We start from the raw sequence: 17,525 nt of genomic DNA, 5'->3' as shown, positions 1-17,525 counted from the left end.
GATGTAGGGGTCAGTGGCTGAGCTTGAGGCCGATCAGGCCGCCGATGATCAACGCGACGCTGAGCAGGCGTACCAGCGCCATGGATTCGCCGAACAGGATGACGCCGGCGATGACAGTGCCGACCGCGCCGACCCCCGTCCAGATAGCGTAGGCAGTGCCCAGCGGCAACTCTTTCATGGCCAGGCCAAGCAGGCCCAGGCTGATGAGCATGGCGATGACGGTGAGGGCCGTGGGTAGTGGCTTGCTGAAGCCGTCGGTGTACTTCAGGCCGACGGCCCAACCCACCTCGAACAGGCCTGCGAAGAAGAGAATGATCCAGGACATGGTGACCTCCAGTTGGACGACAGATTGAAATGGGGCCGTCCCCGTCGATCACTCGCAGAGTGGTAAGGTCGTCCTTACGTTGCGCAGTATTTTGCACATCTTGGCCGGTTGGACAAGTCCGACCGGCCAGGTGGGATGGGGTTACTCGCGTTCCTTCCGGGGCTCATCCATGCGCCGGAACACCGCAGCCAGCAGCGATCCTGAGAGGTTGTGCCAGACGCTGAACAGCGCGCTGGGCACTGCGGCCAGCGGCGAGAAATGCGCGGTCGCAAGGGCCGCGCCGAGTCCCGAGTTCTGCATTCCGACTTCGATGGAGAGCGTCTTGCGCTGGGCCAGCGGCAGGCCACAGAGGCGGCCCGCCAAGTACCCCAGGGCCAGACCGAGCCCATTGTGCAGGACCACTACGGCCATGATCAGCAGGCCGGATTCGGCGATCTTCGCCTGGCTGGCGGCTACGATCGAGGCGACGAGCGCGACGATGCACACCACCGATACCAGCGGCAGCACGTCGACCGCCAGGCGGACGCGTTCTCCCAGCAGCCGTTGGGCGACCAGTCCGAGCGCAATGGGCAGGACCACCACCTGCAGGATGGACGTGAACAGGGCGCCGAACTGGACCGGCAGCCACTCCGTGGCCAGCAGCCAGATCAGCGCCGGCGTTACCAGCGGGGCGAGTAGCGTAGTCGCAGCGGTAATGGCTACCGACAGGGCGACATCGCCACGGGCGAACCAGGTGATCACGTTAGAGGCGGTGCCGCCTGGGCAGCAGCCCACCAGGATGACGCCGACGGCGATCTCTGCCGGTAGTTGCATCAGCTTGCAAAGCAGCCACGCCAGTCCCGGCATGATGATGAACTGCGCCAGTACGCCGATCAGCACCCGCAACGGGCGTCGCAACACCTCGCGGAAGTCTTCGGTCTTGAGCGTCAGCCCCATGCCGAACATGATCAGGCCGAGCAGCGGGACCAGCCAGTGGATGACCGGCAGGAACCAGGCGGGCTGGTAGAAGGCCAGTACCGCGAACAGCAGGATCCAGAAGGCAAAGGTGTTGCCGACGAAGCGACTGAAAGTGACGAGGGCGTGCATGGCGCCTCCTTCTCTCCGTTGTGAAAGCGCCGGCTCGGGACCGGCGCTCGGAGGGGTCAGACGCCCTGCGGAATCTCTTCGCCGCCCAGGGCTTCGAAGAGCTGCGGGATGAACTCCACCAGAGTCAGCATCATCAAGGTGAAGCTGGCGTCGAGTTGGCTCAGGGAGTCATCACCACCATCCTGCTCGGCCTTCTCTTGCAGCAGATCCTCGAAGCGCAGGCGCTTGATCACCAGCTTGTCGTCGAGGATGAAGGACAGCTTGTCTTGCCAGGCCAGGGAAAGCTGGGTGACCAACTTGCCGGAAGTCAGGTGCAGCTGGATTTCGTCGCTGGTCAAGTCCTGGCGCTTGCAGCGCACCACGCCGCCGTCTTCGTCGGTGTCGCGCAGTTCGCACTCGTCCAGCACGTAGAAGTCGCTGGCCGCTTCCTGGGTCTGGACCCACTGGGTGAGGGTAGCGGTGGGGGCGATCTTCACTGAAGCCGGACGCACCGGCAGCGAACCGATCGCTTCACGCAGGGTGGAAAGCAGGTCTTCGGCGCGCTTGGGGCTGGACGCATCGACCAGGATCAGGCCCTGGGCCGGCGCGATAGCTGCGAATGTAGCGGACTTGCGGATGAAGGCGCGCGGCAGGAAAGTCTGGACGATCTCGTCCTTCAGCTGGTCGCGTTCCTTCTTGTAGACCTTGCGCATCTGCTCGGTCTCGATCTGGTCGACCTTTTCTTTCAGGGCGTCACGCACCACGCTGCCGGGGAGGATGCGTTCTTCCTTGCGCGCGGCAACCAGGAAGAAGCCTTCGCTGACGTGCACCAGTGGTGCATCCGCGCCCTTGCCGAACGGCGCCACGAAACCGTAGGTGGTCAGCTCCTGGCTGGCACATGGCCGTGCGGGCTTGGTCGCCAGCGCGGCTTCCAGCGCCTCGGCATCAATATTCAGATCCTGGGTGAGGCGATAGACAAGCAGGTTGCGAAACCACATAAGGGGAAAACCTCCGGACACAAAGCGCGCATTATTCTCATCGGGAGGCGTCGGGCTCAACCCTGAGCTAAGCCTTTGGAAGGCCTGATAATTTTTTTTCAAAAGGGACTTGCCAGAGGCGGGATACCTCTCTAGAATGCGCCCCACTTCGAGAGTGAAGGGTGATTAGCTCAGCCGGGAGAGCATCTGCCTTACAAGCAGAGGGTCGGCGGTTCGATCCCGTCATCACCCACCAATCTCGCAGTTACGCGCAGCGGTAGTTCAGTCGGTTAGAATACCGGCCTGTCACGCCGGGGGTCGCGGGTTCGAGTCCCGTCCGCTGCGCCATATTCGAAAGCCCTCAGGTAGTAATGCCTGAGGGTTTTTCATTTAGTGTGTGACCCTTCATTGGGCGCATATTGGGGTGATTAGCTCAGCCGGGAGAGCATCTGCCTTACAAGCAGAGGGTCGGCGGTTCGATCCCGTCATCACCCACCAGTTTCAAGGTTACGCGCAGCGGTAGTTCAGTCGGTTAGAATACCGGCCTGTCACGCCGGGGGTCGCGGGTTCGAGTCCCGTCCGCTGCGCCATACAAAAGCCCTCAGGTAGCAATGCCTGGGGGCTTTTTCTTTGCCTGTCGAAAATCCCCGGCAACACTGCAGTCAATGCTTACGTGATGCCGCGCAAGCTGCTGAACTTATTGCAGACTCTCCGTTCTTATTGCCCATAGCCACCTCTCGCGGCGGCCTGCTAAGCTCGCCGCTCCATCGTATTGCCATCATGGCGACAGACAAGGATTCAGCATGAAACAACATCGGTTGGCGGCCGCTGTGGCCCTGGTGGGCCTGGTTCTCGCGGGCTGCGATTCGCAGACCAGCGTTGAACTCAAGACTCCGGCCCAGAAAGCCTCCTACGGTATTGGCCTGAACATGGGCAAGAGCCTCGCCCAGGAAGGTATGGACGACCTCGATCCCAAGGCTGTCGCCCAGGGCATCGAAGATGCCATCGGCAAGAAAGAGCAGCGCCTGAAGGACGAAGAGCTGGTTGAAGCCTTCGCCTTCCTGCAGAAGCGTGCCGAAGAGCGCATGACCGCGCTGAATGCCGAGAACGCAAAAGCCGGCAAGAAATTCCTCGAAGACAACGGCAAGCGCGAAGGTGTTGTGACCACCGCTTCCGGCCTGCAGTACGAGATCGTCAAGAAGGCCGAGGGTGCCCAGCCCAAGGCGACTGACGTGGTGACCGTTCACTACGAAGGCAAGCTGACTGACGGTACCGTCTTCGACAGCTCCGTCCAGCGTGGCAGCCCCATCGACCTGCCGGTCAATGGCGTGATCCCGGGTTGGGTCGAAGGTCTGCAACTGATGCACGTGGGTGAGAAGGTCAAACTCTTCATCCCCAGCGAGCTGGCCTATGGCGAGCAGAGCCCGAGCCCGGCCATTCCGGCCAACTCGGTTCTGGTGTTCGACCTGGAACTGCTCGGCATCAAGGATCCGGCGGCCGCCGACAAGCAATAAGCGGCAGTTGCCTTCGCGTGAACGCCCCGTCTCGACGGGGCGTTTTCGTTTCCAGCGCCAGTCTCATCTGAGCCTGAAGTCGACTTTTCAGTCACATCGGGAGTAGAGCGTCGAAAAGGTGTTACGGTTATGCACATGACCGGGTAACCACGATTGTGCTCGGTGCGACTTGCAGTCGCATTGCAGACCGTCTGGTCAAATGATTGATTTTCCTGGCCTTTTGGTAGTGGGCAAAATTTGCCCGATCTGTCGCGGAGCCGCATGACATGGGCCTTTTCCCTGTAATGTGGAAAACTGTTAACAAGGTTATCCACAGATTTCGTGGATAACCGCGCCAAGCCCTCTAGGCCAGGCTTCTGCCGAGGAGTAGCCGTGAAAGCACCCTGGAATTTCCAGCGTTACCTGACCCTGGCGCAGCGTTTCCTCGCCGGTGGGCGATTGCCGTCACTGCTGCTGGCGGTATCGCGCAAGAGCTCGAGTCAGAGCGGCCGGCTTGGTGCGGTGAAGGATGACCTGCGACTGTTACTGTCCCTCGCCAATGCCTGGCTGCGCGGTGAGTACCGGCAGATCAACCCCAAGGCGTTTCTCGCCGTGGTGGGAGCCTTGATTTACTTCGTCACGCCGCTCGATGCGCTGCCGGATTGGCTGGTAGGCATGGGCTTTGTCGACGATCTGGCGGTGCTGGCGTGGGTCCTGAAAACCTGGGGTGGCGAACTGGATGCCTTCCGTGCGTGGCGCGATGGACAGACGCCGGCTGTACGAGCAGCCCTGGAACAGTTGCCGGCGCCGGATTCTCAGCGATCCTGAAGTCCCGCGCGCTGTTGCTCGCCCTGTAGCAATGATTCGATTTCACCACTGTCCCTCAGGCGTTGCAGGGCGGCGTCCAGTTGTTCGGCCGGTATCGGCAGCTGACGGCCATAGGCGCAGTGCAGCCGGTAGCGTTCCACTACCCAGGGACTGAATACCAGCGGGGCGTCGGGTCGCACGGCCAGTTCATAGGCAAGGGCGCGGCGCATATCGATGATGGCGTCCAGTCGCTTGTGGCTTAGCAAGTTCAGGCGGGTGTCGAGATCGCGCACGTCCTTGCGTTCCACGTCGTTGTTCGCGAAGGCTTCCATCAGCGGCATGCTGTAGGCGAAGCCCAGGCTGGTACCCAGTACCTTGCCCTTGAGGTCGGCAAGGCTGGCGATGCGCGGGCTATCACGATGCTGAAGGAGGGCGTCTTCCTCTTCGAACAGCGATGGCGACCAGTGATACGCAGCTGCGTCCACCATCCATTCCGGATTCGAATTGCAGATCAGGTGGATGCGCCCGTTCTTCAGGGATTCCTCGATGCGCTTGTTCGGCGTTTCGATGAAGCTGACTTTTATGGACAGGTCTTTGGCGATGCGTTCGCCCAGATGACGGATGAAACCGCCGAGCAGGGCATGGTCGCTTACCTGTGCGTAGGGCATGCCATCGGCCGGGCCAAAACCCCAGCGCAACTCCTCGCCCAGTGATAGTCCGGGCCAGAGGCTGACAAGTATCCAGAGAACTATAAGAAAATGCCGCGTCACGAGCCTTCCCCCGCCAGGTGGACGCAGTATAGTTCACCCTCTGCGGGCCCTCGGCCTGATAATATGGCCGCCTGCATGGAGGTGCTGAAGCAGTCGGCACTGCGTTCCACGGGGAGCTTCAATGAGTGTGCAAGTGATCATGCGTGACGGCCAGGCGGAGTACGCGGTACTGCCCTGGTCCGAATACCAGGCGCTGCTGCGCGCCGCCGGCCAGGCCACTACGGAGTCGGCCACCGAACAAGCCAAGGTTGCGCTCGGACAACTGAAGTCGCTGCGCGAAGCGCAAGGCCAGAGTCTGGAGCAATTGGCCCGCACCGTGGGGATCAGCCCTCACTACCTCGGGCTGATCGAAAGCGGCGAACGCGAGCCCGACGAAGCCATTAAGCGTAGTCTGGCGCGTGTCCTCGGCGTATCCGGCTGGGAGTCCGGATCTTGAGTCTGCGAATCAGCCGCCAGCACTGGCAAGCCTTGTTGGATGAACTGGAAGATGCTCGCCGCCAGCGTCACCTGCTGACCTACCGCGCGTTGATCGAGCGCCTGCAATTGCCGTCCCCGGCGATGCAGACTCTCACCGCGGCCCTCGAACACCTGGCCGCCCTCGATGCACGCGCCGAGCGCCCGTTGCGTAGCTCCCTGGTGATCAGCCAGGGCGCCAGCCGCCTGCCGCGTACCGGCTTCTTCGAGTGTGTGGAACGCCTTGGCCGCTTCGCCGGTCCACCGGATGGCACCGCTGCCGCGTCCTGGCATGCGGCTGAAGTGGCACGGGTGTTCGAGTTCACCTACCCCGAGGAGCAGTGATGCTCTGGAAGCTGCGGGCTCGGCTCGGCTACCTGGTGGCACGCCGGCTCATGCGCTTCCCCAAGCTGGTGGCCCATCCGCGTGCCTGGCAGTGGATGCAAGGCCAGTTCGCGCGCATGGCTGCTTTGGGCGATGTTCCTGCACAGAGCTTTTACGGCCATCTCCTGCTGCACCGGGGACATGGCTTCGGCGCGCGGGAAGAGGGTATTCGCCTGCTCCGTCTGGCAGCTCAGGCCGGAGATGGCAAGTCCGCTTATCAGCTCGGTGTGCTGAGTCTGGCCGGCGATGCCCGCCAGGCTCCGGATGCCGCGGAAGCTGCACGCTGGTGGAAGCTGGCGGCCGATGCCGGTCATCCACTGGCGGCGCGAAAGCTGGTCGACCTTTACCGCGACGGCGGCCCGGGCCTGGAGCCCGATGGCGATTCGGCCAGGCGCGCTGAGCAGCGCGCAGGTGAGCTCGGTCTCTGACTCATTGGGGGATTGACTCCGCCCCTGATGAAACCGCTTCGATGATGTGCAAGCTGTAGCCTGGCATTGTCTTGGCGTGGCGTTTGGCCTCCGAGGCGAGCCCCGCCAGTTGCGAGGCATCAAGCCGCACGCAGTCTTCGGCCTTGAGTGTTACTACACCGATGGACAGCGACAGCAACGGATACTCCTCGCGCTGGCCGTGGCGATTGTGGGCAACGAAGCAGCCCGCCTCCAAATGATCGTTGCGGTAGAAGCGCCGACACTGACCCTGGAAGTCTTCCAGCAGATGGTTGAGCCGCATGCGCCAATCGTCCGATCCCAGTACCAGCATGAAATCGTCACCGCCGATATGACCGACGAAGTCCCGTGCCGGGTCCACGCGCTCGCTCAGGCACTGGGCCAGGCACAGCAGCACCTCGTCGCCCTTGGCGTAGCCATAGAGGTCGTTGAAGGGCTTGAAGCTGTCGATGTCTACGTAGCAAACCACCGCCTGACGGCGTTGTTGCAGCAGGCGTGTCAGGCATTGCTGGATGGGCACGTTGCCCGGTAGCAGGGTCAGTGGATTGGCATGGCGGGCTTGCTGGATCTTCAGTTCGGTAATCAGCTTGAGCACGTCGATCACCCGTCCGAGGCCCCGGTAGCGACCGTCGAGAATGATGATGAAGTCCTCTTCGATACGTTGCCGCGCACGGCTGGTGATAAGGCGGCTGACCTGTTGCAGCGACTGCCCCATCTCCACGGCGAGGAAGTCTGCGCTCATCAGTCGATTCACCGATTTCCGGGTGAACAGGTCAGTAGCGAAAGGACGCAGCAGGGCTTCGGAGAGCAGATGACGATGCACGATGCCAACCGGGCGCTGATGGGCGTCCAGCACAGCCAGCGAGTTGAGGTTGGCCTGGGCCCGGAACGTTTCCAGCACCTCGTGGATGGGCGTGTCCTCATGTACCGCCAGCTGTTCGTTGAGTAGTGCGCAGAGGTCGCGGTTCTCCTCGTTCATGCTGCTGAGCGATTCCATTGTCGGCAACAACGCGCGGGCGTCTCGCGAGGGACGTTCCTGGGGGCGTCCAAGCAGGTAGCCCTGGACCAGGTCGACCCCCATTTCCGCAAGCACCGCGAGCTCTTCCGGCAGTTCGATACCTTCGGCGATGACCTGGGCCCGCGAGGCTTTTGCCATCTTCAGGATAGACTCGACGAACTCTCGCTTCACCGCGTCCTGGTGGATACCGTCGATGAAGTGGCGGTCGATCTTCACATAGTCCGGGCGCAGTTCGGACCAGAGGCGGAGGCTGGAATAGCCTGCACCCAGATCGTCGAGGGCGATGGAGAAGCCCATGGCGCGGTAATGGTGCAGGGCGGTATCGAGCAGGTTGAAGTCTTCGGTCGGAGTTTGCTCCGTCAGTTCGATCACCACCTGGCTCGGAGGGATACCGAAGGCTTGCAGCATCTTCAAGGTGCGGCCTGGCTGGTGCGCCGGGTCCAGCAGGGACTCCGGAGACACGTTGAGGAACAGCAGGCCATCGAGCTTGAGGTCCTTGAAACGGTGGCACGCAGTCTTGCGGCAGGCCATTTCAAGTTCGCTCAGACGTCCGGCGTGGCGCGCCACCGCGAACAGGGTCATGGGGGAGTGCAAAGGGCTGTTGGAGGGGCCGCGGGTCAGCGCCTCGTAGCCGAGGATGCGTCGCTCCGACAGCGACAGAATCGGCTGAAACAGGCTGTGCAAGTCGCCGTGAGCGAGGATCAGGCCCAGTGCGCTCAACTGCTCGGTGACGGTCATGCTGTTACTCGTGAAAAAGAAAGGGGCCGCAATTGCGGCCCCCGGATTTCACGACAGTTGTGTGACGGCCTTATGACATCATTTCAATGTTTCGCCACAGCTGCGTTCAGACCCAGATAGTCCAGCAGGATCTGCCCGGTTTCAGTCAGGTAGGCGTCGTCTTCCGGCTTGGTCTTTTCCTCTTCTACCGGTGCGGCGTCTTCGTCTTCCGGCTTGAGTTCCTTCAAGAGTTCCTCGCCCTTGGCCTTACGACGGGTGTTTTCCATCGCCAACTGCTTGGCTTCAATGTCGGACTGCTGGGCGCGACGCTTGGTCTCATTGAGGCTGACCTCAGTCTCCTTCAGCAGTTTCTGGGCCAGCGCCAGGCGCTCACGGCTGTAGACGAAGTCCGGATCCTGCGCGGTGCGCGCATCGTGGCGAGACTTCAGCTCAGCCAGGAACGGCTTGAACGGGTCCAGTTCAGGCTTGATGGCCGGACGGATGCTGTCCCAGGGCATGGCCTCTGGCAGGGCGCTTTCACCGATCTGCTTGGTATCCACAACCGAGGGGTACTCGATGTCCGGCAGCACGCCCTGGTGCTGGGTGCTCTGGCCGGAGACGCGGTAGAACTTGGCCAGGGTCAGCTTCAGCTCGCCGTGGTTCAACGGCTGGATGGTCTGCACGGTGCCTTTTCCGAAGGTCTGGCCACCGATGATCAACGCGCGGTGATAGTCCTGCATGGCGCCGGCGAAAATCTCCGAAGCCGACGCGGACAGGCGGTTGACCAGTACGGCCATCGGGCCGGTGTAGTAGGCGCCGGTGTTCTCGTCGGCCAGCACGTCGACGCGGCCGTCGCTATTTCGCACCAATACGGTCGGGCCCTGGTCGATGAACAGGCCGGTCAGCTCGGTGGCTTCCTGCAAGGAGCCGCCGCCGTTGTTGCGCAGGTCGATGACCACGCCGTCGACTTTTTCCTTCTGCAATTCGCCGAGGAGTTTCTTCACGTCGCGGGTGGTGCTCTTGTACTCGGGGTCGCCAGCGCGGAACGCCTTGAAGTCCAGGTAGAAGGCCGGTACCTCGATCACGCCGAGCTTGAACTTGCTGCCTTCATGCTCGAGGTTGAGTACGGATTTCTTCGCAGCCTGTTCTTCGAGCTTCACCGCTTCGCGGGTGATGGCGACGATCTTACTGGTCTGGTCGTTTGGCGCGTTGCTGGCCGGGATCACTTCCAGGCGAACCACAGAGCCTTTCGGGCCACGGATCAGCTTGACCACTTCGTCCAGGCGCCAGCCGATCACGTCGACCATTTCGCCATTGCCCTGCGCGACGCCGACGATCTTGTCCGCCGGTGCTACCTGCTTGCTCTTCTCGGCCGGACCCGCCGGGACCAGGCGCACCACCTTCACGTACTCGTTGTCGCTTTGCAGCACGGCGCCGATGCCCTCGAGGGACAGGCTCATGTTGATGTCGAAGTTCTCCGCGTTGTCCGGGGAGAGGTACTGGGTGTGCGGGTCGTATGTCTGGGCAAAGGCATTGATGTAGGCCTGGAACACATCCTCGCCACGGGTCTGCTCGAGGCGGGAGAGCTGGTTCTTGTAGCGTTTGACCAGCAACTCCTGGATGGCCTTGGGTTCCTTCTTGGCGATCTTCAGGCGCAGCACTTCATCTTTCACGCGCTTGCGCCAGAGGTCGTCGAGGGCGGCGCGGTCCTTGGCCCAGGGCGCCTTCTCGCGATCGATCTCCAGGCTTTCGTCGACATTGAAGTCGATCTTGTCGACGCCCTTGTCCAGCAGCGCCAGGGCGAAGTCCAGGCGCTCCTTGAGTCGGTCCAGATGACGTTTGTAGATGATGAAGCCCGGCTCCAGGTCGCCGCTTTTCAGCAGGTCGTCGAAACGCGTGCGCCATTTGTCGAACTCGGCGATATCGCCGGCGGTGAAATACATCCGTGCCGGGTCGAGCAGCTTGAGGTAGCCCTCGTAGATCTTCACCGAGCGCTCGTCGTTGAGCGGCGGCTTGTTGTAGTGATGACGCTTGAGCAGCTCCACCACATTGAGGCTGGCGATCACCTGTTCACGGTCGGGCTGAATGGAGTCCCAACTGTTCGGGGCGGTAGGGGCGGCATGCAACGGCAGGACGCTGACGCTGAGGGCCAAGGCAAGGGCAGAACTGATCAGGGAGCGCTTCATGCTGATTCGACGTCGGGACAGGTGATAACGCATATTAGGCCGTATTTGAGGGCGCCGGGTTCCATTGGCGCAACGCGAAGGCCCAGCAGGTCGCCGGGCCAGGTCCAAGCTCACTATGGAGGCACCGTGAAGGCATTGCAAGGCGTCGAAGGGCGCGTGGAGTGGGGGGAGCGGGCCAGCCCGGCCTGTGATGTGGGGCAAGTGCGGATTCGTGTGGCCGCCGCCGGTCTGAACCGAGCCGACCTGTTACAACGTGCGGGACTATATCCGCCGCCGCCAGGGGCCAGCGATATCCTGGGACTGGAAGCCTCCGGGGTGATCGCCGAAGTGGGCCCGGGCAGTGGTGCCTGGCAGGTAGGTGACCGTGTCTGCTGCCTGCTCGCCGGGGGGGGGCATGGCCGAGGAAGTCGTGGTGGATGCGCGCCATGTGCTGCCGGCGCCAGAGGGGCTATCCCTGGCCGAAGCCGCCGCGTTGCCCGAAGTCTATGCGACCGCCTGGCTCAACCTGTTCCAGCTGGCCGCTCTCAGGCCGGGCGAAAAGGTGCTGCTGCATGCTGGCGCAAGCGGCGTCGGCTCCGCCTCCATCCAGCTGTGCAAGGCTTTCGGCAATCCCTGCTGGGTCAGTGTGGGGTCGGCCGAGCGCCTGGCCTATTGCGAATCCCTTGGGGCCCAGGGCGGTGCGCTGCGTGGCGAAGCTCTGGAAAGCCTGCGTGACTTCGCGCCCTTCGACGTGATCCTCGATCCGGTGGGGGGCAACTATGCCAGTCTCAACCTCGCCCTGGCTGCCACCGATGGCCGCTGGGTGAACATCGGCCTGATGGGCGGACGCAAGGCCGAGCTCGACATGGCTCTGCTGCTGGGTAAGCGCGTGCAACTGATCGGGTCCACCCTGCGCAGCCGCGACGAGCAGTTCAAGGCCGATCTCATCAGCGAATTGCGCCAGCACGTATGGCCGCTGTTCGAGGAGGGCCGCCTGCAACCGAGACTGGAACGAGCCTTCCCTGCCAAGGACGCCGAGGCGGCTTTCGAAGCCCTGGCGAGCAACCAAGTGGAAGGAAAACTAGTGCTTGTGCTGGACGAAAGCCTGGTTTGACGTCCCTTTCCTCGACGCTCAAGCCCCCGTGGTCCGGGGCGTCGAGGAGTTGCATTGAGGTAATCAATCGTTCTGATGGGGTCATTCAATATGCTCTTTTTGGAATAACCCAATAGTCTTTGTCGGGTAAATTTCTAACCCAACGAGGACGTTGCGATGTCTCTGATCAACACCGAAGTCAAACCGTTCAAAGCCACCGCCTACCACCACGGCAAGTTCGTCGAACTGACCGAAGCCAACCTGAAGGGCAAGTGGTCCGTATTCTTCTTCTACCCGGCCGACTTCACCTTCGTCTGCCCGACCGAGCTGGGCGACCTGGCTGACAACTACGCCGAGTTCCAGAAGCTGGGCGTGGAAATCTACGGCGTGTCCACCGACACCCACTTCACCCACAAGGCCTGGCACGACACTTCCGACACCATCGGCAAGATCCAGTACCCGCTTGTTGGCGACCCCACCTGGGTTCTGTCCAAGAACTTCGAAGTACTGATCGAAGAAGCAGGCCTGGCTGACCGTGGCACCTTCGTGATCGACCCGGAAGGCAAGATCCAGATCGTTGAAGTCAACGCTGGCGGTATCGGCCGTGACGCCCAGGAGCTGCTGCGCAAGGTCAAGGCTGCCCAGTACGTTGCCGCTCACCCGGGCGAAGTCTGCCCGGCCAAGTGGAAAGAAGGCGAAGCCACTCTGGCTCCTTCCCTCGACCTCGTAGGCAAGATCTAAGAATGGGCGGAACGCTGCTGCGCTAGGCATTGCTGCGTTGAAATCAGGCTCGGGCTGCTCATTTACAGCTCGTAAACTCCGCGCCCTCGCCTGATTTCGCCTTGCACTGCCGTCGCTCGCGACGTGTTCCATCCCATTTCGCTTCTTGCTTCGGCGGATGGCCTGGCCATCCGTCTGCATCACCCCTCATCCCGTTTCGGGCGGCTGGCGACGGCCGCCGAGGGGTGACTCATGCCCGCAATAAAGGAATTCGCACATGTTGGACGCCAATCTTAAAACCCAGTTGAAGGCCTACCTCGAAAAGGTCACCCAGCCGTTCGAGATCGTCGCGTCCCTCGATGACGGCGACAAATCCCGCGAATTGCTCGGGCTGCTGCAAGACATCGTCGGCCTGACCGACAAGATCACCCTGAAGACCGATGGTAGCGACGCCCGTCGTCCGTCGTTCTCCCTGAATCGCCCTGGCGCGGACATCTCCCTGCGCTTCGCCGGCATTCCCATGGGCCACGAGTTCACCTCGCTGGTGCTGGCCTTGCTGCAAGTGGGCGGTCACCCGTCCAAGCTCGGCACCGACGTGATCGAGCAGATCAAGTCGATCGAAGGTGAGTTCACTTTCGAAACCTATTTCTCGCTGTCCTGCCAGAACTGCCCCGACGTGGTGCAGGCGCTGAACCTGATGGCCGTGCTCAACCCGAACATCCGCCACGTCGCCATCGACGGCGCACTGTTCCAGGATGAAGTCGAGCAGCGCCAGATCATGTCTGTGCCCAGCATCTACCTGAACGGCGAACTGTTCGGCCAGGGCCGCATGGGCGTGGAAGAAATCCTCGCCAAGATCGACACCGGCGCCGCCGCTCGCGATGCCGAGAAACTGAATGCCAAGGCGCCTTTCGACGTGCTGGTGATCGGCGGTGGCCCTGCTGGTGCTTCCGCAGCCATCTACGCGGCGCGCAAAGGCATCCGCACCGGCGTTGCCGCCGAGCGCTTCGGTGGCCAGGTGCTGGACACCATGGCCATCGAGAACTTCATCTCCGTTCAGGAGACCGAAGGCCCGAAACTGGCCCGCGCCCTGGAAGAGCACGTCAAGCAATACGACGTCGACATCATGAACTTGCAGCGCGCCAGTGCGCTGGTCCCGGCCAAGGCTGAGGGCGAGCTGCATGAAGTCAAGTTCGAGAGCGGTGCGTCGCTGAAGGCGAAAACCGTGATCCTCTCCACCGGCGCCCGCTGGCGCGAAATGAACGTGCCCGGCGAGCAGGAATACCGCGGCCGTGGCGTGGCCTACTGCCCGCACTGCGACGGCCCGTTGTTCAAGGGCAAGCGTGTGGCGGTGATCGGTGGAGGCAACTCCGGCGTGGAAGCTGCTATCGACCTGGCCGGCCTTGTTGCCCAGGTCACCTTGATCGAATTCGACGACAAGCTGCGTGCTGACGCCGTGCTGCAGAAGAAGCTGGCCAGCTTGCCCAACGTCAACGTCATCAAGAGCGCGCTGACCACTGAAGTGAAAGGCGACGGCCAGAAGGTCAATGGCCTGGTCTACAAGGACCGCACCACTGACGAGCTGCGCACCCTGGAACTAGAAGGCATCTTCGTGCAGATTGGCCTGCTGCCCAACAGCGAGTGGCTGAAGGGCGTTGTGGAGCTGTCCCCGCGCGGCGAGATCATCGTCGACGCCAAGGGGCAGACCAATATCCCCGGCGTGTTCGCTGCGGGCGATGTGACAACCGTTCCGTACAAGCAGATCGTGATCGCCGTGGGTGAGGGCGCCAAGGCGTCGCTGGGGGCCTTCGATCACCTGATCCGTACGACCTGATTTACTCAGCGTGGTGTGCTGATATGGCGGAGGCCCGAAAGGGTCCTCCGCTTTTTTTATGTCCGTGTGGCTTCCCTGTATCCTTCGCGCTTTCGTTCCTCAAGCGGCAGGGCTCTTCTCGTGAAACAGCAACTTATCGAATTGATCGCGGCAATCAGCTCCGGCTGCATGGCCGAGGATGAGATCGAACGCGTCGCCTCTGAGGCGACCCAGGCTTACGCCGATGCGGACGCCTTCCTCGCCGCCAACCCCGATATCAACTACGACGACAGCTTCCCCATCCCCCTCGGCGAGTGGGTGGTGGTGGGCAGCCTACCGGATACCGTGCTGTTCCAGGCAGACAGCTACGACCAGTTGTTCCAGCAGGTGGTGGATTCTTTCGGTCCGAGCGTGAATTTCGTGCTCAAGCCCAAGCAACTGGTGAAGGTCGAGCCACTCAAGGCCCTCAACCGTATCCAGGTTCAGATGGGCAGTCTCTACCCGGAAAAGGGTGGCTACGTGCTGGTGGATTTCAGCGAGCCGCTGGATGACGAACTGCAGTGCGTACTGGTCTACAAGAACGATCTGGAGAAGGTCATGCAACTGGCCGTGGACGTCGGTATTTACGCCGCCCCGGCGTACGAGGCCCTCAAGGCCGCGATGGAGGAGGGCGACGACTGAGTCGTCGCCGACAGGCGCCCCTTTCGCTCCAGGAGAGGGGCCGGGGGTGAGGGAGCGTCACCCCGTGCCGTCGTTACAGCTGATAGCCGTAAGACTTGATCACTTCCGCAGCCTTTGGCCCCTTCAGGTAGTCCACCAGTGCCTTGGCGGCCGGATTGGCTTCGCCCTTCTTCAGGATCAGTGCGTCCTGCTTGATCGGCTCATGCATGTCGGCCGGCACGATCCAGGCGGAGCCGCTGGTGATCTTGCCGTCCTTGTACACCTGGGACAGGGCGACGAAGCCCAGCTCGGCATTCCCGCTGGAAACGAACTGCAGGGCCTGGGTAATGTTCTGGCCTTCCACCAGCTTGGGTTTGACTTCAGAGGCCAGGCCCAGCTTGTCCAGCACCTGGGTGGCCGCCAGGCCGTAAGGTGCAGTCTTCGGATTGGCGATGGACAGGTGTTTGTACTGGCCGCTCTTCAGCACATCGCCCTTGGCGTCCACATAGCCGTCCTGCGCCGACCAAAGCACCAGGGTGCCGATGGCGTACGTGAAGCGTGAGCCAGGCACCGAATCGCCTTCTATTTCCAGCTTGGCCGGAGTGGTGTCGTCGGCCGAAAGAAAGACCTCGAAGGGGGCGCCATTCTTGATCTGGGTAAAGAGCTGGCCGGTGGCACCGGAGGCGGCGACCAGTTTGTGGCCGGTATCTTTCTCGAAGTCCTTGGCAATGGCCTGGATCGGCGCGGTGAAGTTGGCGGCGACAGCCACCTGGACTTCCGCGGCCGACGCGCTGCCCAAGGCGAAAGCTACGAGCGCGGCGGCGGCGCGGGAAAGGTGATGACTCATGAGACGACTCCTTGGTGAAGTGCTGAGGTTCTTGTTTTAGCGTTATGTATATATCTATATAGCGATTGCGACGCATTGTTGGGATTGGTTGACTTCAAAGTCAAGTTTCTGTTTGATCTGCACCGCCCGCCAATCTGCTTCGGTGACCTTTTGATCAGGTCGATGATGTTCGCCTAGCGCTATATACAAAATAATACAGCGATGTGCGATTGGTTTCGGGAGGACTTCAAGACCCAATGCATCGGAGTACAGCAATGAAACGCTCTCATTTCGCCCTGGCCGTCGCCCTCGGCGTGCTGGCCCAGCAGGCCGCCGCTGGCGGTTTCATCGAAGACAGCAAGGCCAGCCTGACCCTGCGCAACTTCTACATCAACTCGGACAACCGCCAGTTCGCCGACGCGCCGTCCAAGCAGGAAGAGTGGGGCCAGGGCTTCCTCTTCAACTACGCCTCCGGCTACACCGAAGGCACCGTCGGGGTTGGCGTCGATGCCCTCGGCCTGTTGGGCGTGAAGCTGGATTCCGGCAAGGGCCGCCACTACAACCCGACCAGCGCCAGCTACGGCGGCACCGTGTTCCCGACCGACAACGACGGCCGCGCCAAGGACGATTTCGGCAGCCTCGGCGTGACCGGCAAGGTGCGCATTTCCAAGACCGAAGCGCGTATCGGCACCCTGCTGCCGAAGCTGCCGGTGGTGACCTACAACGACGGCCGCCTGCTGCCGCAGACCTTCGAGGGTGGCCAGGTGACCTCCAGCGAGATCGCCGGCCTGACCCTGGTCGGTGGCCAGCTGGAACACGCCAAGGGGCGTAACTCCAGCGACGCCCGTGGCCTGTCGATCGCCGGCGCGAACAACGCCCGCAGCGGCCAGTTCGTCAACAAGTTCTACTTCGCCGGGGGCGACTACAAGGTCAGCGACAACCTGCTCGCGCAGTACTACTACGGCAACCTGGAAGACTTCTATAACCAGCACTTCCTCGGCCTGACCCACAACTGGGCGCTGCCGGTGGGCGCGCTGAAGTCCGACCTGCGCTACTTCTACAGCGATTCCGACGGCAAGAACGCCAGCGTGGCCGGCCGCCGCGAAGGCTTCCGCAGCTCGGGCAACTGGGCGGCCAACGACCCGGACCGCTATGAAGTGGACAACCGCACCTGGAGCGCGCTGTTCACCTACACCCTCGGCGGCCACGCGGCCAGCCTGGGCTACCAGCAGGTCTCCGGCGACAGTGCCTTCCCCTTCCTCAACCAGGGGGATGGCGCCACCGCCTACCTGATCACCGACCGCCAGATCGGCAAGTTCCTCAGCGCCGGCGAGCGCACCTGGGTGGCCGAATACGGCTACGACTTCGCCAAGCTCGGCGTGCCGGGGCTGAAGGCGGTGGGCACCTACCTGAAGGGCAGCAACATCGAGACCCAGGGCAGCGACCAGGGCGAGTGGGAGCGCGACTTCCGCCTCGACTACGTGCTGCAGGACGGTCCGCTGAAGGGGCTCGGCGTGTCCTGGCGCAACGCCGCACTGCGCAGCGACGCAGCCCGCGACCAGGACGAGAACCGGCTGATCCTGAGCTACACCCTGACCTTGCTGTAAAGCGCCCTGGGGCCTGTGGGAGCGATTTCAATCGCGAATGAATTCGCTCCTACAGGGATGGTTCCCATGTCAGGCCTCAGCACGGACGACTCCCTCTCCCGTTTGCGGGAGAGGGTTGGGGGGAGGCAAATAAGGCCCGCCCGGAGCTTCGTTGTGTTGGGCCTTGCAGGCTCGGGCCAACCTACG

Annotated in this window: 16 protein-coding genes, 4 tRNA genes and 1 pseudogene; 14 read left to right on the top strand and 7 right to left on the bottom strand. The window is 62.2% G+C overall.

Annotated elements, in window-relative coordinates; all coding sequences use genetic code 11:
* Window positions 1-10: 10 nt before the first annotated feature.
* The 3 genes from sugE to rdgC form a co-directional block, all read right to left on the bottom strand.
* Complete coding sequence (sugE, locus tag E8E75_RS15740; RefSeq protein ID WP_120652666.1) at window positions 11-325, bottom strand: quaternary ammonium compound efflux SMR transporter SugE; 315 nt, start codon at window positions 323-325, stop codon at window positions 11-13.
* A gap of 141 nt (window positions 326-466) precedes the next feature.
* Window positions 467-1,411, bottom strand: a complete 945-nt coding sequence (locus E8E75_RS15735) for a bile acid:sodium symporter family protein (protein ID WP_120652665.1) — start codon at window positions 1,409-1,411, stop codon at window positions 467-469.
* A gap of 56 nt (window positions 1,412-1,467) precedes the next feature.
* Window positions 1,468-2,388, bottom strand: coding sequence for a recombination-associated protein RdgC (rdgC, locus tag E8E75_RS15730; RefSeq protein ID WP_120652664.1), 921 nt, complete (start codon window positions 2,386-2,388; stop codon window positions 1,468-1,470).
* Between the two features lie 159 nt (window positions 2,389-2,547).
* Between rdgC and E8E75_RS15725 the strand changes: the two genes are divergently transcribed.
* From E8E75_RS15725 to E8E75_RS15700, 6 genes are all read left to right on the top strand, one after another.
* Window positions 2,548-2,623, top strand: a tRNA-Val gene (locus tag E8E75_RS15725).
* A gap of 15 nt (window positions 2,624-2,638) precedes the next feature.
* A tRNA-Asp gene (locus E8E75_RS15720) sits at window positions 2,639-2,715 on the top strand.
* Between the two features lie 74 nt (window positions 2,716-2,789).
* Window positions 2,790-2,865, top strand: a tRNA-Val gene (locus E8E75_RS15715).
* A 15-nt stretch (window positions 2,866-2,880) separates the two neighbouring features.
* Window positions 2,881-2,957, top strand: a tRNA-Asp gene (locus E8E75_RS15710).
* Between the two features lie 213 nt (window positions 2,958-3,170).
* Complete coding sequence (locus E8E75_RS15705) at window positions 3,171-3,881, top strand: FKBP-type peptidyl-prolyl cis-trans isomerase (protein ID WP_120652663.1); 711 nt, start codon at window positions 3,171-3,173, stop codon at window positions 3,879-3,881.
* 372 nt (window positions 3,882-4,253) lie between these two features.
* Complete coding sequence (locus E8E75_RS15700; protein WP_120652662.1) at window positions 4,254-4,688, top strand: DUF1232 domain-containing protein; 435 nt, start codon at window positions 4,254-4,256, stop codon at window positions 4,686-4,688.
* On the opposite strand, the gene E8E75_RS15695 is transcribed toward E8E75_RS15700, so the two are convergent.
* On the bottom strand, window positions 4,676-5,335 hold the full coding sequence (locus E8E75_RS15695; protein WP_256672943.1) for a transporter substrate-binding domain-containing protein: 660 nt from the start codon (window positions 5,333-5,335) through the stop codon (window positions 4,676-4,678). The genes E8E75_RS15700 and E8E75_RS15695 overlap by 13 nt on opposite strands.
* A gap of 223 nt (window positions 5,336-5,558) precedes the next feature.
* On the opposite strand from E8E75_RS15695, the gene E8E75_RS15690 reads away from it, so the two are divergent.
* Genes E8E75_RS15690 through E8E75_RS15680 form a run of 3 tightly spaced genes read left to right on the top strand, consistent with a single transcriptional unit; the run spans window position 5,559 to window position 6,702 of the window.
* Window positions 5,559-5,873, top strand: coding sequence for a helix-turn-helix transcriptional regulator (locus E8E75_RS15690; RefSeq protein ID WP_153918872.1), 315 nt, complete (start codon window positions 5,559-5,561; stop codon window positions 5,871-5,873).
* Window positions 5,870-6,235, top strand: a complete 366-nt coding sequence (locus E8E75_RS15685) for a hypothetical protein (protein ID WP_153918869.1) — start codon at window positions 5,870-5,872, stop codon at window positions 6,233-6,235. The genes E8E75_RS15690 and E8E75_RS15685 overlap by 4 nt, the downstream gene beginning before the upstream one ends.
* Entirely contained in the window at window positions 6,235-6,702 is a 468-nt protein-coding gene (locus E8E75_RS15680) for a sel1 repeat family protein (protein ID WP_120652658.1), read from the top strand. The genes E8E75_RS15685 and E8E75_RS15680 overlap by 1 nt, the downstream gene beginning before the upstream one ends.
* A gap of 1 nt (window position 6,703) precedes the next feature.
* Here the strand turns inward: E8E75_RS15680 and E8E75_RS15675 are convergent, their stop codons facing one another.
* Together E8E75_RS15675 and E8E75_RS15670 are read right to left on the bottom strand one after the other, a co-directional pair.
* Entirely contained in the window at window positions 6,704-8,476 is a 1,773-nt protein-coding gene (locus E8E75_RS15675; protein WP_120652657.1) for a bifunctional diguanylate cyclase/phosphodiesterase, read from the bottom strand.
* Between the two features lie 83 nt (window positions 8,477-8,559).
* Window positions 8,560-10,641 (bottom strand): carboxy terminal-processing peptidase, encoded by a 2,082-nt coding sequence (locus tag E8E75_RS15670; RefSeq protein ID WP_153918867.1) that lies wholly within the window; start codon window positions 10,639-10,641, stop codon window positions 8,560-8,562.
* A gap of 126 nt (window positions 10,642-10,767) precedes the next feature.
* Between E8E75_RS15670 and E8E75_RS15665 the strand changes: the two are divergent.
* The 4 genes and pseudogenes from E8E75_RS15665 (at window position 10,768) to E8E75_RS15650 (ending at window position 14,927) form a co-directional block, all read left to right on the top strand.
* Window positions 10,768-11,734 (top strand): annotated as a pseudogene (locus E8E75_RS15665) (NAD(P)H-quinone oxidoreductase).
* Between the two features lie 156 nt (window positions 11,735-11,890).
* The gene (gene ahpC, locus E8E75_RS15660) at window positions 11,891-12,454 is read left to right on the top strand and encodes an alkyl hydroperoxide reductase subunit C (RefSeq protein WP_069082528.1); all 564 of its coding nucleotides are present in this window, start codon (window positions 11,891-11,893) and stop codon (window positions 12,452-12,454) included.
* Between the two features lie 256 nt (window positions 12,455-12,710).
* Window positions 12,711-14,267, top strand: a complete 1,557-nt coding sequence (gene ahpF / locus E8E75_RS15655) for an alkyl hydroperoxide reductase subunit F (protein ID WP_153918864.1) — start codon at window positions 12,711-12,713, stop codon at window positions 14,265-14,267.
* Window positions 14,268-14,387: 120 nt separating this feature from the next.
* On the top strand, window positions 14,388-14,927 hold the full coding sequence (locus tag E8E75_RS15650; RefSeq protein WP_280359391.1) for a hypothetical protein: 540 nt from the start codon (window positions 14,388-14,390) through the stop codon (window positions 14,925-14,927).
* 73 nt (window positions 14,928-15,000) lie between these two features.
* Here the strand turns inward: E8E75_RS15650 and modA are convergent, their stop codons facing one another.
* Complete coding sequence (gene modA, locus E8E75_RS15645; protein ID WP_153918861.1) at window positions 15,001-15,753, bottom strand: molybdate ABC transporter substrate-binding protein; 753 nt, start codon at window positions 15,751-15,753, stop codon at window positions 15,001-15,003.
* Window positions 15,754-16,007: 254 nt separating this feature from the next.
* On the opposite strand from modA, the gene E8E75_RS15640 reads away from it, so the two are divergent.
* Entirely contained in the window at window positions 16,008-17,339 is a 1,332-nt protein-coding gene (locus E8E75_RS15640) for an OprD family porin (protein ID WP_120652652.1), read from the top strand.
* Window positions 17,340-17,525: the final 186 nt, after the last annotated feature.

This window comes from Pseudomonas sp. BN606 (genome assembly GCF_029873115.1).
Lineage (GTDB): Bacteria > Pseudomonadota > Gammaproteobacteria > Pseudomonadales > Pseudomonadaceae > Metapseudomonas.
Note: the sequence above shows the minus strand (reverse complement) of the source record. Positions and strands in the feature narration are given on the sequence as shown.